The 16,044-nt window shown below is 37.7% G+C and carries 18 protein-coding genes; all 18 read left to right on the forward strand.

Going from position 1 to position 16,044, the window contains the following annotated elements:
- Positions 1-16 precede the first annotated feature (16 nt).
- The 18 genes from minC to U473_RS02795 all read left to right on the forward strand — a co-directional run bounded on the left by minC (position 17) and on the right by U473_RS02795 (position 16,034).
- Positions 17-667 (forward strand): septum site-determining protein MinC, encoded by a 651-nt coding sequence (minC, locus tag U473_RS02710; RefSeq protein ID WP_068723094.1) that lies wholly within the window; start codon positions 17-19, stop codon positions 665-667.
- A gap of 13 nt (positions 668-680) precedes the next feature.
- Entirely contained in the window at positions 681-1,478 is a 798-nt protein-coding gene (gene minD, locus U473_RS02715; protein WP_068723096.1) for a septum site-determining protein MinD, read from the forward strand.
- 102 nt (positions 1,479-1,580) lie between these two features.
- The gene (rodA, locus tag U473_RS02720) at positions 1,581-2,708 is read left to right on the forward strand and encodes a rod shape-determining protein RodA (RefSeq protein ID WP_068723105.1); all 1,128 of its coding nucleotides are present in this window, start codon (positions 1,581-1,583) and stop codon (positions 2,706-2,708) included.
- 262 nt (positions 2,709-2,970) lie between these two features.
- Positions 2,971-3,621 carry a M23 family metallopeptidase gene (locus U473_RS02725; protein WP_068723107.1) on the forward strand — a complete coding sequence of 217 codons (651 nt, stop codon included), beginning with the start codon at positions 2,971-2,973 and terminating at the stop codon, positions 3,619-3,621.
- Entirely contained in the window at positions 3,614-4,477 is an 864-nt protein-coding gene (locus tag U473_RS02730; protein WP_082732338.1) for a site-2 protease family protein, read from the forward strand. The genes U473_RS02725 and U473_RS02730 overlap by 8 nt, the downstream gene beginning before the upstream one ends.
- A 57-nt stretch (positions 4,478-4,534) precedes the next feature.
- Positions 4,535-5,998, forward strand: a complete 1,464-nt coding sequence (locus U473_RS02735) for an Rne/Rng family ribonuclease (RefSeq protein WP_068723109.1) — start codon at positions 4,535-4,537, stop codon at positions 5,996-5,998.
- Between the two features lie 162 nt (positions 5,999-6,160).
- Positions 6,161-6,472: a 50S ribosomal protein L21 gene (rplU, locus tag U473_RS02740; RefSeq protein WP_068723117.1), complete on the forward strand. Its 312-nt coding sequence runs from the start codon at positions 6,161-6,163 to the stop codon at positions 6,470-6,472.
- Positions 6,473-6,480: 8 nt separating this feature from the next.
- Positions 6,481-6,825 (forward strand): ribosomal-processing cysteine protease Prp, encoded by a 345-nt coding sequence (locus U473_RS02745; RefSeq protein ID WP_068723120.1) that lies wholly within the window; start codon positions 6,481-6,483, stop codon positions 6,823-6,825.
- A gap of 15 nt (positions 6,826-6,840) precedes the next feature.
- Positions 6,841-7,131, forward strand: coding sequence for a 50S ribosomal protein L27 (rpmA, locus tag U473_RS02750; RefSeq protein ID WP_068723122.1), 291 nt, complete (start codon positions 6,841-6,843; stop codon positions 7,129-7,131).
- 126 nt (positions 7,132-7,257) lie between these two features.
- Positions 7,258-7,884: a Spo0B domain-containing protein gene (locus U473_RS02755; protein ID WP_068723124.1), complete on the forward strand. Its 627-nt coding sequence runs from the start codon at positions 7,258-7,260 to the stop codon at positions 7,882-7,884.
- Entirely contained in the window at positions 7,871-9,154 is a 1,284-nt protein-coding gene (obgE, locus tag U473_RS02760) for a GTPase ObgE (RefSeq protein WP_068723126.1), read from the forward strand. The genes U473_RS02755 and obgE overlap by 14 nt, the downstream gene beginning before the upstream one ends.
- Positions 9,155-9,303: 149 nt before the next feature.
- Positions 9,304-9,756 (forward strand): ACT domain-containing protein, encoded by a 453-nt coding sequence (locus U473_RS02765; protein WP_068723128.1) that lies wholly within the window; start codon positions 9,304-9,306, stop codon positions 9,754-9,756.
- A gap of 12 nt (positions 9,757-9,768) precedes the next feature.
- Positions 9,769-11,076, forward strand: coding sequence for a homoserine dehydrogenase (locus U473_RS02770; RefSeq protein ID WP_068723130.1), 1,308 nt, complete (start codon positions 9,769-9,771; stop codon positions 11,074-11,076).
- On the forward strand, positions 11,073-12,140 hold the full coding sequence (thrC, locus tag U473_RS02775; protein WP_068723132.1) for a threonine synthase: 1,068 nt from the start codon (positions 11,073-11,075) through the stop codon (positions 12,138-12,140). Before U473_RS02770 ends, thrC begins: the two co-directional genes overlap by 4 nt.
- A 5-nt stretch (positions 12,141-12,145) precedes the next feature.
- Positions 12,146-13,078, forward strand: coding sequence for a homoserine kinase (gene thrB / locus U473_RS02780; RefSeq protein WP_068723134.1), 933 nt, complete (start codon positions 12,146-12,148; stop codon positions 13,076-13,078).
- Between the two features lie 93 nt (positions 13,079-13,171).
- The gene (ilvE, locus tag U473_RS02785; protein ID WP_068723136.1) at positions 13,172-14,089 is read left to right on the forward strand and encodes a branched-chain-amino-acid transaminase; all 918 of its coding nucleotides are present in this window, start codon (positions 13,172-13,174) and stop codon (positions 14,087-14,089) included.
- 138 nt (positions 14,090-14,227) lie between these two features.
- On the forward strand, positions 14,228-14,962 hold the full coding sequence (locus tag U473_RS02790; RefSeq protein WP_068723139.1) for a LysM peptidoglycan-binding domain-containing protein: 735 nt from the start codon (positions 14,228-14,230) through the stop codon (positions 14,960-14,962).
- A gap of 91 nt (positions 14,963-15,053) precedes the next feature.
- A complete protein-coding gene (locus U473_RS02795) occupies positions 15,054-16,034 on the forward strand; it encodes a phosphotransferase (RefSeq protein ID WP_068723141.1) in 981 nt (326 codons plus the stop codon).
- The last annotated feature ends 10 nt before the right edge of the window (positions 16,035-16,044 follow it).

The following is a 16,044-nucleotide window of genomic DNA, read 5'->3' on the forward strand; positions in this document are numbered from 1 at the left end:
GAGGTGATCTTTGGCGATGACTATGAAACAAAATGTAATCATCAAAGGGACCAAAGATGGCCTAATGTTCCTTTTAAATGATGATTGTTTATTTGACGATGTCATTGAAGAAATAAAGGAAAAATTAGAACATAGCCATCAAGCGATTTTAACAGGTCCAATCATGAGAGTCACAGTAAAAACAGGAAATCGAAAGTTGACACCCTTTCAAAAGGAATTGATCAAGGATGTAGTAAAAATTCAGGGGAATTTATATATCCATTCTTTTGAAAGCGAAGAAGATGAATTAAAAAAACAACCGGAAGATCAGGTTCAATTGATCTCAGGGACGATACGTTCAGGACAGGTATATCGATTTGAGGGAAATGTACTTTTTGTCGGTGATGTAAATCCTGGCGGGAATATAATAGCGACTGGGGATATTTATATCCTTGGTTCGTTACGTGGGTTGGCGCATGCTGGTTTTGGGGGGAATAAAGATGCGGTTATTGCAGCATCCGTGATGAAACCAACACAATTACGAATTGCTGATGTGGTGAGTCGATCTCCTGATCAATGGGAAAAACATGCAATCCAAGAATATGCTTATGTAAAAGATGATCAGGTTGTCATCGATCCAATACAGTATTTTACTAAGTTTAAAAAGATTATGAATTCGGTGATTTAGGGGAGGGGTTAAAATGGGAGAAGCAATCGTCATTACTTCTGGAAAAGGTGGAGTTGGTAAAACCACAACAACCGCTAATATTGGAACGGCCCTTGCTTTATCTGGAAAAAAAGTATGCTTGGTCGATACAGATATCGGTTTAAGGAATTTAGATGTAGTGATGGGACTGGAACATCGAATTATCTACGATTTGGTTGATGTGATTGATGGTTCCTGTCGATTACAGCAGGCCCTTATCAAAGATAAACGATTTGATCACCTCTTTCTATTACCAGCAGCACAAACCAAAGATAAAAATGCTATTTATCCAGAACAGATGAAAGAGATCGTGAATGAATTAAAGAAAGACTTTGATTATATTCTAATCGATTGTCCAGCGGGAATTGAACAAGGGTTTAAAAACGCAGTGGCAGGTGCAGATCATGCTGTTGTTGTTGCAACGCCTGAAACAGCATCAGTCCGTGACGCAGATCGAGTGATTGGCTTATTGGAGGCTGAACGTCATATTAGCTCTCCCAAATTAGTGATCAATCGGATACGTCCTCACATGATGAAAAAGGGAGACATGCTAGATGTGGAAGAGATTGTTTCCATTTTAGCTATAGATCTATTGGGCATTGTTCCAGATGATGAGCATGTGATTAAATCTTCTAATCATGGTGAGCCGATTGCCTTAAATCCCGAGACCTTTGCAGGAATCGCTTATCGTAATATTGCCCGTCGGATTTTAGGGGAAACTGTTCCTTTAATCAATCTAGAGGAAAAACAAGGATTATTTTATAAAATGAAAAAATTACTTGGCATGAAATAGCAGGCCTTTTAAGGGTTCCTGCTATTTTTTCGGTGTGCTTTGTAGGTTATAATAGTAGTGTGCTTGGCATAGGCCGAGCTTTCTTTTAGGGAGGCTTCAAGGATGGATTTTTCAAAAAAATATCTCAAATATATTGATTATTGGATCATTATGATCGTTATTGGCTTAGGTGTATTTAGTTATTTTGGGATTTCTAGTGCAAAACCAGATAGTTCTTTTGCAACAAAACAATTGATTTGGTTTGTGTTAGGTTTCTTTGTCTTGATCATGGTCTTGTTGATTGATTATGAACTATTAAGCCAATACGCGTACTTTCTATATGGAATTGGAATGGTTCTATTACTAGGGCTATTATTTTTTGCAGACGAAACAAAAGGTATTACGGGGTGGTACGAAATTGCTGGGATAAAATTTCAGCCGTCAGAGCCGATGAAAATTTTTACGATTATCACCCTAGCAAGGTACCTTCATAAACGAGAAGAACGGCCTTTTAATCGATTTATTGATCTTTATCCTATTTTTTTGATCATTGGTGCTCCTCTCCTTTTAATTCTTTTACAACCTGACTTAGGGACTGGATTAGTCTTTATTACGATCATGGTTAGTATGATGTTAGTCTACGGAGTAAAAATCAAACATTTTGCCATCTTAGGTAGTATAGGAGCAACAGGGATTGCATTCTTAACGTATCTTTATTATTTTCAGGAAAAAATCTTCTTCAAAATCATCGCTAAATACCAGTGGCTTCGATTAACTTCCTTTTTAGATCCTAGTAAGGATCCAGTAGGCAGTGGATATCAAGTGATCCAGTCGCTAATCGCTGTTGGCTCAGGAATGTTAAAAGGAGTTGGCTTATATCAGGGAAAACAGGGGAAGAATAACTGGGTACCTGAGGCCCATACAGACTTCATCTTTTCTGTGATTGCAGAGGAGCATGGCTTTATAGGGGCTAGTTTATTGATCTTACTCTTTTTTCTCTTGATTTATCGTATTGTTCGGATTGGGATGGAATCAAAAGACCGCTTTGGTACTTATGTAGCTGCTGGAATGGTCGGCATGTGGGTCTTTACCATCTATGAGAATGTGGGCATGACCATTAGTTTAATGCCGATTACAGGGATTCCGTTACCTTTTATTAGTTATGGGGGAAGTTCTTTATTGGCCAATTTTATTTCATTAGGAATTATTTTAAATATAGGGATGAGAAGAAAAACATTAATGTTTGAATAAGGTATATATTCCTTTGGCTTGTCATATCTTTTATTAAGTTTGTATATTCCAACGCGCTCCGTTGTCCGTATATTTCTATGACAGAAAAAAAGGTGAGAAATACATTCCCAAAGTACACAAAGTGTACAAGTGACGCTACACAGCTAAAGCTGCTAGTCGTCCTACGATCGCTGTTTTTGGAATATACAAACCTCCAATGATGAGAGGAAGAAAGTTACACTTTCTTTACTTTTAAATAAGACAAGCCGAAAGGATGAGAAGTGTGAGGGGGCCGCAAAAACCTAGTCGTATCCCATTTCCAACCAAAAAGAAAACCTATCCCTATTCAACCCAAGTAGAGAATAAAGATCATTTTAAGTCTGTATTTAGGATTTTTTTATCGCTGGTGCTAATTACCGCCCTTTATTTTGTATTTCAATCAAACCATCCTGTTGCTCAAATGATCCAAAACTTTACAAAAGAGGCTTTAACAAAGGAATATAATTTTGCTGGTGTGAATCGTTGGTATCACGAAACATTTGCAGGGAACCCAGCGATTTTACCTACCTTCGCCATCAAAGAAAAATCATCCGAGACTCAAGTTTTTGGGTCCCCTATCAACACTCCACCTATTGATGTAAAAGGAGCAGATCAGGGAATCCTGATCCAAACCAATTCAGCTGAAACCGTTGTTGCGGTAGACAGAGGATTAGTTAAATTTGTAGGGGAAGACCAAAAGCTAGGACAGACCATCATAATTCGTCATACCAATGGAATTGAAAGTATTTATGGAAGACTTAGCAAAATTGAAGTAACTACAAATGATTGGATTGAAGCAGGTCAAATGGTTGGAAGAACAGAACGAATCTTGTTTTTTGCTATGAAAAACCAAGACAAATACATCAATCCTTTGGGTGTGATACCGTTTGATTAACATCCTATCTGAAACCAAAATCGCTATTAATCCTTTTTTTTGGCTTGTGATTGTAGGGGCAATTCTTACAGGGCAGTTTTTAGAAATCATTACCCTATTTGGAATTGTGATTATTCATGAACTTGGACATGTCTTTGCAGCAAGAAGTTATGACTGGAAAGTAACGGAGATTCAGCTATTGCCCTTTGGTGGAGTAGCCAAAGTAGAACAAGCAACAGATTCACTCTGGCAAGAGTTTATTGTAGCGATTGCAGGGCCATTTCAAAATCTAATGATGATTTTGGTCGCGATCGTTTTTGAGAGATTACATTTGTGGTCAAATGATTGGACCACTTTTTTTATTCAAGCAAATACTTGGATTGGTTTATTTAATCTTTTACCTATTTCTCCCCTTGATGGGGGCAAACTTATGAAGATCTTTTTTTACATCTTTTTGTCATTTAGAAAAGCGATCCATACCTCCATTTTTTTAAGTCTTTTTTTATCCGTGATTTTTCTTATTTGGGGAAGTGGGTTTGGATTTAGTGAGAAAATGAATATCAATGGTCTTTTTCTAGCGATCTTTTTTATCTACATCAATTGGATGGATGCAAAGCAATTACCTTATCATTTTTGGCAATTTCTCTTGATGAAGGTACAAATGGAACCAATGAGAAATGTAGCTGCTATTCCTATTATCGTCCATCAAGACACTACTGTGATGCAGGCTTTACGTTTATTAAGAAAACAACGTTATCATCTTTTTTATCTATTATCCAATAATGGTGAGGTGATTCGTGTACTCCCCGAAGAAAAAGTACTACAAACCATTTATCAGGGAAAAGAATTGTATCAACCCATTCATCATATACTCTGACTATCAGGATATGATAAAATAAATTAAATAGAATTTGGACGGGAAGGAAGGGAAACGATGAGAAAGATCATTGTCCATGTGACACAGCATGATTCAAGAGCAGCCATACTAGAAGATGAACGACTTGTGGAATTTTATGTTCAAAAACTTGATGATGAACAACTAGCTGGAAATATCTACCTAGGAAAGGTAGTTAACGTGTTGCCAGGAATGCAGGCTGCTTTTGTCGATATTGGCCTTGACCGAAATGCTTTTTTGTATGTGGATGATGCTGTCCCTTCCAAAAAGCAAGAAGAGCGAGGAAAGAAAGTGCTACCAACAATAAAAGAAGTTTTGCAAGTAGGGCAGGAAGTGCTCGTACAGGTCAAAAAAGAATCCTTTGGCAATAAAGGGCCAAGGGTGACAAGTCATATTTCTATCCCTGGAAGATATCTTGTTTACATTCCAGACGGGGATTATATTGGCGTATCAAGAAAAATAGAGAGTGAAGAAGAACGAAATCGATTAAAAACGATTGGAGAATCTTTGAAGCAAGCTAATGATGGAATGATTATTCGTACAGTAGCTGAAGGGGCTAGCGAAGAACAGCTAAAAAGAGATTTTCAATTTTTACGAATGATTTGGACAAAAGTATTAGAACAAAGTTGGAAGAGCCATTCACCAATGTTATTATATAAAGATTTGGATTTAGTCCCCCGTTTAGTTAGAGATTTATTATCTGAGGATGTCGTTCAATTCATGATCGACGATGGCTTCCAATATCGTAAAATACGTGAGATGATTCAATATTCCGCACCCGAATTAACAGAACGTCTTTATTTATATACAGAAAAAGAATCGGTATTCGATGCTTTTCATATCACAGCTGAGATCGAAAAAGCGATGAAAAGAAAAGTATGGTTAAAAAGTGGAGGATATTTGATCATTGACAGGACAGAGGCACTCACTTCAATCGATGTGAATACTGGTAAATATATCGGCCACACTAATTTGGAAGAAACCGTCCTTAAAACAAATATGGAAGCAGCGGTAGAAATTGCTCGTCAGTTAAGATTAAGGGACATTGGCGGGATTATTATTATTGATTTTATTGATATGGTACAGGAAGAACATAGAGAAAAAACGCTTCATATCTTACAAGAAGAAATGAAGAAGGATCGAACTAAATCCAATATCTTAGGTTATACTCAGCTAGGTCTAGTTGAAATGACGAGGAAAAAAGTACGCCAAAATTTGGAGAGTACTTTATTAAGGACTTGCCCCATGTGTGATGGAATAGGTAAAGTGATTTCAGAAGAGGAAATGAGTCGGAAGATCGAGAAGGAGCTTGTAACCTACCAAGATTACACGACTATTCAAAGTCTGCTAGTTGAGGCTCATCCCTATGTCACATCTTATTTAATTGGGATAAATGGAGAGAACCTACATCGTTTAGAAAAACAACTAGGAATGAAGGTTCAAGTGAAAGGAAATCCAGCTTTTCATCTTCACCAATTCGAGATCCATCACAAGGTGGATTAGTTCCATATTAAGAGATTTTGATTGGATTTGTTGACACTTCCCTTCAATTATGTTACTATTCTTAAAGTATGTGTTAAATACACGAGTACCGCACAAAATGGGTTAAAGCATCTTGTTGCACCTAATTTTGGCGAGTCCCTAAAAAGAGGAGGTTCAGCATTCATGTATGCAATTATTAAAACAGGTGGTAAACAGTACAAGGTTCAAGAAGGCGATGTCATTTACATTGAGAAATTGTCAGCAAATGAAGGGGAAACTGTTGAATTTGATCAAGTTTTAGTTGTTTCCAAAGACAATGGTATAGTCGTAGGTAACCCAACAGTTGCAGGTGCAAAAGTAACAGGTAAAGTAGAAAAACACGGTAGAGGTAAAAAAATTATCGTCTTTAAGTACAAGGCGAAGAAGAACTACCATAAAAAACAAGGACATCGTCAACCATTTACTAAAGTAGTTATTGAAAAAATCAATGCTTAATTAAAACGATGATTCAAGTTAAAGTAATAAAATCGAGCGATGAACAACGGATTTTACAAGTTACTATTCACGGGCACGCTAATTTTGGCAAGCTTGGTCAAGATATCGTCTGTTCAGCGGTTTCAGCTTTGGCTTTAGGAGCAGTCAATTCTGTAGAAATTTTACTAGGAATAGACTTAAAGCCAGAGGAAAATCCTAAACAGGGTGGTTATTTATTTTGGAACGTCCCGCAAATGGATGACCCTATAACAGATGATCGATTACAGTTGCTGATGAAAGCACTTGTTGAATCGTTGTTAATGATTGAAAAAGAATATGGTCGCTATATACGAGTCAATATACAAACATCCTAACAGGAGGTGGACATTATGTTAAAAATGAACTTACAACTCTTTGCTTCTAAAAAGGGAGTAGGTAGTACTAAAAACGGTCGTGATAGTATTGCAAAACGTCTTGGTGTAAAACGTGCTGACGGACAACACGTTTCTGCTGGTAGCATTTTAGTTCGCCAACGTGGTACTAAAATTTATCCAGGTGTAAATGTGGGTATCGGTGGCGATGACACTTTGTTTGCTAAAGTAGAAGGCGTTGTGAAATTTGAACGTCTTGGACGTGACCGTAAAAAAGTAAGTGTTTATCCTGTAGCTGCTGAAGCTTAAGAGTTTGATTTAAATCTGATTAGATTAAAGCGATTCCCAGTCAATAGGCTGGGAATTTTTTTTGCCAAAACCATAACCTTTGATATACTATATGGATGATAGGAATTAGAAAGTGGAGTTGAGTACATGATAGATAAGAATCTGATTCAACAAACGAATGAAGAAGGAAGCGATGATTATCATATAAAAATAATAGATCTGATGAAATTTTATCGTCATGATTGGTTAAACCATTTTCAAGTGATCTTAGGGTATGTTTCATTAAAAAAATATGAGCAAATTCCTCACTACATACAAAAGGTCATTGAAGATGCAAAAAAGCGAAGCATCATTTCAAATTTTGAACCAAGTGAATTAGCCGTTTTTTTGTATATGATGATGATCGAATACCCAAAACTAAATATAGAATTAGAACTAGATGAAGGGTTAGAAATCAAAGAAGAAGATGTGGATGGAAAGTGGATTTTACACCATTTAAAAGGATTTCTTGATCTTTTTGATCAAAGGGCAAAGATGGATGAAGAATACCATTCCTTATTTCTTTCACTAAACAACTTAGACAAAAAAATGATTATCATCTTTGAATATGAGGGAAATATTAGCCCCGTGATGGAGAAAATAAAAGCCATGGGCAAACAAATTGACTCTGAAGGTGGAAAATTTGAAATCGATTTATACAATGAAGATGAATGTATCATGGAACTTCACTTTCCGTTTAAAGGAATTAGAGGTGTAAATCATGTTTGTAGATAAAGTAAAAATTTATGTAAAAGCTGGTGATGGCGGCAATGGCCAAAAAGCCTTCCGCCGAGAAAAATATGTTCCTATGGGCGGTCCCGCTGGTGGTGATGGTGGAAAAGGTGGGGATATTGTTTTTCAAGTTGATGAGGGATTAAGAACCTTATTAGATTTTCGCTATCAAAAGCATTTCAAAGCGGAAAGAGGGGAACATGGCCGTAGCAAAGCACAGCACGGGGCTAATGCAGAAGACATGGTGATCAAAGTTCCACCTGGGACAGTGATTATTGATGATGATACCCAAGCAGTGATTGCAGATTTAACCCGTCATGATCAAAGGGTTGTCGTAGCAAGGGGTGGCCGTGGTGGCCGTGGGAATATGAGATTTGCAACACCTGCCAACCCTGCTCCAGATATCGCTGAAAAGGGTGAGCCTGGTGAAGAACGTTATTTGGTTTTAGAATTAAAAGTGATGGCTGATGTTGGGCTAGCTGGATTCCCGAGTGTAGGGAAATCTACTTTACTTTCTTCTGTCTCCAAAGCAAAGCCCAAAATTGCAGCATACCATTTTACAACCCTTTCTCCTAATTTAGGTGTTGTGGATGTAGGAGATGGGCGGAGCTTTGTAATGGCTGATTTACCAGGATTGATTGAAGGAGCCCATATAGGTGCAGGATTAGGCCATCAATTTTTAAGGCATATTGAACGAACCAGAGTTATTGTCCATGTTGTTGATATGGCAGGCACAGAAGGAAGGAACCCTTACCAGGATTGGGTCAAAATCAATCAGGAATTGGAGCAATATAATTTAAGACTGATGGAGCGCCCACAAATTATTGCCGCGAACAAAATGGATGTACCAGGAGCAGAAGAGAACTTAGCCCATTTTCGCGAAAATGTAGGGGAGCAGTATCCCATTTATCCAATCTCAGCTGCAACAAAACAAGGAGTTCAAGAATTATTATATGGAATTGCTGATCTGCTTGATCAAATACCAGCAACACCGCTTGTTGAAGAGATTGAACAAGAGGAAAGAAAAGTCTATAAGGATGAACCTGTGGAAGAAGATACTTTTACTGTAAGAAAAGAAAATGAAATTTATGTAGTTGAAGGAGCAAAAATAGAAAAACTATTTAAAATGACGGATTTCAATCACTATGATTCAGTTCAGCGCTTTGCTCGAATCTTAAGGAAGATGGGTGTAGATGATGAATTGCGTAGATTAGGTGCCGAAAATGGAGATAGTGTTCGAATTGCTGATTATGAATTTGAATTTGTAGAATAACTTAAAGGAATAGAATCATTTAGTGAAGACCAGCTTAGGGGAAACCCTAAGTTTTTTTTATTCCCTTAAAAATTTTACTTGTTTAAAGTGAAAAGAAGGATTACAATGTCTATTATAAACAAACAAATGTTTATTTCAGGGGGACAATAATGAGTAAACGAAAAAGTGAAGAAATCTATTATTTAGTGCGGTCAGACATTTTACCTGAAGCGATTTTAAAAACGATTGAAGCAAAAAAGTTACTGGATAGTCATGAAGTAGAAACCGTGTATGAAGCGGTAGAAAAAGTTGGCTTAAGTCGAAGTGCCTATTATAAATACAAAGATGGGGTCTTTCCCTTTAATGCAATGATGAAAGAAAAGATCGTGACCATTTCGATGGATCTTGAACATAAATCAGGAATTTTGTCCAAGGTTTTAACCTATATTGCTCAGATTGGTGGGAATATTTTAACGATCAACCAAACCATCCCTTTGCAAGAGACGGCGAATGTAATTCTATCAATCGATACCGTCTATATGGAATTAAGTGTTACCGATTTACTAGATACTTTAAAAAAAATGCCGGGAGTACGCAAAACACAAATATTAGGAAGAGGATAGGAGAGAGAAAAGATGAGTGGGGAAAAAGAGATTAAAGTCGGATTGCTTGGATTAGGTACGGTGGGCACTGGTGTGGCAAAACTGATTGAAGGCCATCAAGAGGATTTAATCAAGCAAACTGGAAATCGTATTACGATTCAAAAGATTTTAGTGCAAGATAAGGATAAAAAAAGGGAGATCTCTATCGATAAACAATTAGTGACAGATGATCCATGGGAAGTATTAAAAGACTCAGAAATTGATGTAATTATTGAAGTGATGGGGAATATCCATCCTACCTATGAATATCTGATGTTTGCTTTAGAGAAAGGGAAGCATGTGGTTACAGCAAATAAAGACCTAATGGCTCTTCATGGAGCAGAACTCTTGGCGATGGCAAGTGAGCACCATTGCGACCTATATTACGAAGCAAGTGTTGCAGGGGGAATCCCAATTATTCGTGCATTGGTTGAAGGCTTTGCCTCCGATCGTATTACTAAGGTGGTTGGAATCGTTAATGGAACGACCAACTATATTTTATCGAAGATGAGTGAAGAAGGACTACCATTTGATGAAGTTTTGGTAAAGGCTCAAGAATTGGGTTATGCCGAAGCAGATCCTACCTCTGATGTAGAAGGTTATGATGCTGCAAGAAAAATGGCGATTTTAAGCAATCTTGCCTTTCACATGGATGTGAATGTTCATGATGTAGAAGTCAAAGGGATCACTAAAGTGACCGAAGAGGATATTCGATTTGGTAAACAACTTGGTTACGAAATTAAACTCCTAGGTATTGCCAAACAAAATGATAATCTTCTTGAAGTAAGCATCCAACCTACCATGGTTAACAAACACCATCCTTTAGCAAAAGTAAGTGGGGTATACAATGCGATCTATGTATATGGGGAAGCGGTAGGGGAAACGATGTTTTATGGTCCAGGAGCAGGTCAACTTCCCACCGCTACAGCCGTTGTCTCTGACCTTGTCACTGTGATAAAGCAAATGAATTTGGGGGTTAATGGTAGAGGGGTCGTTGCTCCGTACCGGCCAAAACAATTAAAATCCGACGATTTAATTACCTCTCGTTACTTTATCCGTCTGAGGGTTCTTGATCAAATTGGAGTTCTTGCAAAGATTACCCAACATATGGCTGAACACATGATTAGCTTGCAAGAGATTCTCCAGTTACCTGATACAGAAGAACAAAAAGCTCAATTAATCTTAATCACCCATGAAACATCAAAAGCACAGTTAAATAAATTTTTAGCATTGATGGAAAAATTAGAAATTATTGATCAAATCAGTAGTGTTTATCCAGTTGAGGAGGGGGAAATCGCATGAGTTGGCAGCCATTATTAAGAAAATATCAAGAATTTTTACCAATCAATGAACAGACACCTATATTATCTCTTCATGAAGGAAATACTCCTTTAATTGAAGCAAAACAGCTTTCTAAAGAGTTAGGGATTCGCTTATTTTTAAAATTTGAAGGGATGAATCCAACTGGATCATTTAAAGACAGGGGCATGGTTTTAGCTGTAACTAAAGCCCTTGAGGAAGGAAACAAAACAGTCATCTGTGCTTCTACTGGAAATACATCTGCAGCAGCAAGCGCCTATGCAGCAAGTGCCGGAATGGACAGTATTGTTGTCATTCCAGACGCTAATATTGCTCTAGGAAAATTAGCGCAAGCCCTCACATATGGTGCAAAGGTCATCTCTATTAAAGGGAATTTTGACGATGCCTTAGATATTGTTCGGGAGATTTCCAAACAAGAAGCCTATACTCTAGTTAACTCTGTGAACCCCTATCGGATTGAAGGACAAAAAACGGCAGCTTTTGAAATTGTGGATGAACTTGGGTTTGCACCAGATTATTTGGCCATTCCTGTAGGAAATGCAGGCAATATAACAGCTTATTGGAAAGGATTTAAAGAATACAAAGAGGCAGGAAAAATGTCTTCTTTACCAAAAATGTTAGGCTTTGAAGCAGAAGGAGCAGCTGCTCTTGTCAAGGGGGAACCGATTTTACATCCTGAGACGATTGCAACAGCCATTCGAATTGGCCGTCCAGCAAGCTGGAATGGGGCTATGAACGCCGTTCAAGAATCTCAAGGGGTTATCGATTCTGTAACAGATGATGAAATTTTAGAAGCGTATCAATTGGTTGCTAGAAAAGAAGGTGTTTTTGTCGAGCCAGGTTCAGCAGCTTCTTTAGCAGGTATCTTTAAAAAGTGGAGGGAAGGATATTTGCCTAAAGGATCTACTGTCGTAAGCGTCTTAACAGGCCATGGACTAAAGGATCCGAACATTGCAGTACAGACGGTAAATACCAAGCCAACGATCGTTGAGAATAACTATGATGCCGTCCTACAAGCGATTCAATCTTTAACAGAGAGAGGTTAAGCAATATGAATGCACAGATGTTTGAAGTGAAGGTTCCTGGAAGTACAGCTAATCTAGGACCAGGGTTTGACTCCTTGGGGCTTGCTTTGCCACTGTATTTAATCATTCGTCTTAAACCAGCAGCAAAGACCTCGATCAAGATTATTGGAGATCATTTATCCTCATTACCAAGGGATCGAAGCAATTTGATTTATCAGGTTATGGAGCATTTATTTCACTTAGAAGAACAAAAATTGCCTCCAATTTCCCTTGAAGTTGAAAGTGAAATTCCATTATCACGAGGATTAGGTAGCAGTGGTTCAGCCATCGTTGGAGGATTATTAGCGGCAAATGAACTATTAGAAAGGAAAAAGTCGAAAGAAGAGCTTTTTCAAATTGCTTCCCAACTAGAGGGTCATTCAGATAATGTTGGTGCTTCATTGTTTGGTGGATTTGTTGCCACATCCTTTGATGGAAAAAGAGCAATGATCACACATTTTCCATTTGCTGAAAACCTTCGCTTAATGTTAGCTATCCCCACTTATACATTATCGACTGAATCGGCGAGAAAAGAAATTCCAAACCATATTCCAGTTAAAGATGCTGCTTACAATATAGGTCAAACGGCTTTACTCATCTCTTTTTTAATGACTGGGCAAATCGAAAAGCTTGCTACTGCAATGAACGATCGAATTCATCAGCCATATAGGCAAAACGTGGTAAAAGGGTTAAAGCGAATTTTGGATGATATGGAACAGATGGGCATTTACGGTGCTGCTTTAAGTGGGGCTGGGCCAACTATTCTACTTTTTGTCAATGAACAACAAATTTCTACGATGGAAAATTACTTGAAAAATGTAGCTATGGACGAGCAAATAGACTTTCAAATTAAAACATTATCCATTGAAAAAGAAGGGGCAATAGTATACCACTCTACGGCTAATCGACAGATTATTTAAAATTTTATATTGACTTCATTTCTTTAACTCTTTATAATGATGGTTAATTACAGTCATGTATTTTCAAAAAAATGGAAAGGGGATCTGGGGAGAATGGGAGAGAACTCAGAGGAAAAACGATATATTTACATGAATGGGGAGTATGTAACGGAAGAAGAGGCAAAAGTATCTGTTTTTGATCATGGTTTTTTGTATGGTGATGGTATCTTTGAAGGAATCCGTGTCTATTCGGGGAACGTTTTCCGATTAAAGGAACATATAGACCGACTATATGATTCTGCAAAATCGATCCTACTAGATATTCCAATGTCAAAGGAAGAAATGATCGAAAGCGTTGTAAATACAGTAAGGAAGAATAACCTTAAGGATGCCTATATTCGTTTAGTGATTTCAAGAGGAAAAGGTAATTTAAGTTTAGATCCATTTACATGCCATCATCCTCAAGTGATTATTATTGTTGATAAAATTAAATTATTTAATGAGGAAATGCATGAAAAGGGTCTAAAAATTATTACCGTACCGACAAGAAGAAATACTCCAGATGCTCTGAATCCCAAGATTAAATCTCTTAACTATTTAAATAATATATTGGTAAAAATAGAAGCTCATTTAGCTGGGGTAAGTGAGGCTTTAATGTTAAATGGTGAAGGTTATGTGGCCGAAGGATCAGGGGATAATATTTTCATTATAAAGAATGGAAAGCTTTATACCCCACCAAGCTATTTAGGTGCCTTAGAGGGAATTACCCGTCAAGCCATTATGGATATTGCTAGACGTTTGGGATTTGAAGTATTGGAACAGCCTTTCACTCGTCACGATGTTTTTGTAGCGGATGAGGTCTTTTTAACGGGAACAGCAGCAGAAGTGATTGCTGTTTCTGAAGTAGATGGGCGTATGATTGGAAATGGTTCACGTGGTCCAATTACCAAAGCCTTACTCAATGAGTTCCAAAAGTTAGTGAAAGAGGATGGCATTCAAGTTTATCCAGAAGTTCATCAAACAGCAATCTAAACGATAAGAAAACCTAAAAAAGGAATAAACGATGAAACTCGCTTCTTTAATAAGAAGGCGAGTTTTTTTGTGCCCAAATCATTAGCAAAATACTCATAGGCGCATATGATGTAGTGTATTTAGCAAGGAGGGTAGACAATGAAGATTTATATTGTCAAAAAAGGAGATACTCTTTGGAAAATTGCGCAAAGACATAATGTGGATTTGCAAACCTTAATCGATGCGAATCCTCAAATTACAAATCCTGATGTCATTGATGTTGGGATGAAAATTATGATACCAACAGGAGGAATGCCAATGGAACCGAAGCGTCCAACACCAAAGATGCCTGTTCCACAACCACCGGTCATACCAGAGCCGGAGACCCCAGCTCCACCAGCACCACAATTACTACCACAAATGCCTATGATGCCCATGCCAATGATGCCACCTCATCATAAGCATAAAAAACACAAACATCATCATCACCACCATTATATGCCGATGATGCCAGAAATGCCGATGCCGATGCTACCGACGATGCCAATGCAACCACAAATGCCGATGTCACCCTATGTATCACCATGGCAAATGGGTCCAAGGCCTAGAATTCCAAGAAGAATGCCGATGAGACCACAAATGCCATATGAACAAATTCCGTATATGATGGATCCATGTCTACAAATGCCAATGGGAATGTATCCAGCCTATGAATGGGATGGAAGCTCAAGCTATGGCTCTAGCAGTTCTATGGAAAGCAGTTCAAGTATGGGTTCTAGCTCGGATGGGAGCAGTTCAAGCTCATCAAGCCCAAGCTCCAGCAGTTCGATGGGGAGTAGCTCTCATGGTAGCCATCGGGCTCCTTTTCCTCAGAGACCTCGTCCATTCTTCTAAACAGGATGACTAATTACAAATGCATACCTGCTATCCCTTAATTTTTAGGGGATAGCATTTTATTTCACTTGAATATTAGGAGGTTTTTACAATGGAAGAATGGCTAAGTCAAGAGCTTATTAATAACTATGGGATAGAACCTACCCAGATCAAATCATTATATCATTTGTGGCAAGTCGAATCGAACCAAGGAACATGGATTATAAAGGCGTATCCTAAACAGGCTATTCTGATTCATTGGTTATATGATATGACTCAAGCACTAAAAAGAAAAGGGTTTGCTCATTTTTCGCAAATTGTAGCAAATCGTTATCAAATTCCCTGGTTTGGCACATTCGAGCATCCTTTTATGGTGATGGAATATGTTGAAGGTCGACATGCAGATTATCATTGTTTAGAAGACCTATCTCTAGTATTAAATGTTCTTGCAGAATTTCATCATCATGGATCATGGATTCAGACGAAAGCCCAGCCTAAAAAACGCTCTACAATCCAAGAAAAATGGATGGATCGCCTGAATGAATTTAAACAACTGTATCAGAATCTTCTTTTTAAAACAAATCTAGATCCTTTTGAGCAACAAATTATAACCTTAGGGCCTGATATGATTCATTTTGCAGAAAGAGCACTAGAAACGTTAGATGGCCAATGGATGAATCGCTTGCAGCAAGAAGCAATAGACAATCGAATGTTAGCCCACAGGGATGTAGCTAGTCACAACTTTTTAATTGGAGAAAAAACATCGATGATTGATTTTGATTTAGCTGGTTATGAAGTACAGATATTAGATGTTTGGCAGTTATTCAATCGAGCGATGGTTGAGTGGGAATGGGATTTGAATATATTTCAACAGATGGAAGAACAATACCAACAGAATCATAAACTAAGGGATCAGGAGAAAAAATTGATTCATCAATTATCTTTATATCCTAATGAATTTTTTCGTGAAAGTCTTGGTGTATATAAAAGACCAGAAAAATATAGAAGAAAGAATGTTAGCAAAATGATGAACCATTATATGGAGGAATGGGATCGTTTTACACAATATCAAAAAGAAATTGTAAGGATTTGATTAGCAATAA

Origin of the sequence: Tepidibacillus decaturensis, from assembly GCF_001561915.1 — a bacterium.
Taxonomy (GTDB): Bacteria; Bacillota; Bacilli; order Tepidibacillales; family Tepidibacillaceae; genus Tepidibacillus_B; species Tepidibacillus_B infernus.

Bases quoted from the DNA above. Each gene is read 5' to 3' on its own strand.
- minC (WP_068723094.1), top strand. From the start codon at position 17: ATGACTATGAAACAAAATGTAATCATCAAAGGGACCAAAGATGGCCTA.
- minD (WP_068723096.1), top strand. From the start codon at position 681: ATGGGAGAAGCAATCGTCATTACTTCTGGAAAAGGTGGAGTTGGTAAA.
- rodA (WP_068723105.1), top strand. From the start codon at position 1,581: ATGGATTTTTCAAAAAAATATCTCAAATATATTGATTATTGGATCATT.
- U473_RS02735 (WP_068723109.1), top strand. From the start codon at position 4,535: ATGAGAAAGATCATTGTCCATGTGACACAGCATGATTCAAGAGCAGCC.
- rplU (WP_068723117.1), top strand. From the start codon at position 6,161: ATGTATGCAATTATTAAAACAGGTGGTAAACAGTACAAGGTTCAAGAA.
- U473_RS02745 (WP_068723120.1), top strand. From the start codon at position 6,481: ATGATTCAAGTTAAAGTAATAAAATCGAGCGATGAACAACGGATTTTA.
- rpmA (WP_068723122.1), top strand. From the start codon at position 6,841: ATGTTAAAAATGAACTTACAACTCTTTGCTTCTAAAAAGGGAGTAGGT.
- U473_RS02755 (WP_068723124.1), top strand. From the start codon at position 7,258: ATGATAGATAAGAATCTGATTCAACAAACGAATGAAGAAGGAAGCGAT.
- obgE (WP_068723126.1), top strand. From the start codon at position 7,871: ATGTTTGTAGATAAAGTAAAAATTTATGTAAAAGCTGGTGATGGCGGC.
- U473_RS02765 (WP_068723128.1), top strand. From the start codon at position 9,304: ATGAGTAAACGAAAAAGTGAAGAAATCTATTATTTAGTGCGGTCAGAC.
- U473_RS02770 (WP_068723130.1), top strand. From the start codon at position 9,769: ATGAGTGGGGAAAAAGAGATTAAAGTCGGATTGCTTGGATTAGGTACG.
- thrC (WP_068723132.1), top strand. From the start codon at position 11,073: ATGAGTTGGCAGCCATTATTAAGAAAATATCAAGAATTTTTACCAATC.
- thrB (WP_068723134.1), top strand. From the start codon at position 12,146: ATGAATGCACAGATGTTTGAAGTGAAGGTTCCTGGAAGTACAGCTAAT.
- ilvE (WP_068723136.1), top strand. From the start codon at position 13,172: ATGGGAGAGAACTCAGAGGAAAAACGATATATTTACATGAATGGGGAG.
- U473_RS02790 (WP_068723139.1), top strand. From the start codon at position 14,228: ATGAAGATTTATATTGTCAAAAAAGGAGATACTCTTTGGAAAATTGCG.
- U473_RS02795 (WP_068723141.1), top strand. From the start codon at position 15,054: ATGGAAGAATGGCTAAGTCAAGAGCTTATTAATAACTATGGGATAGAA.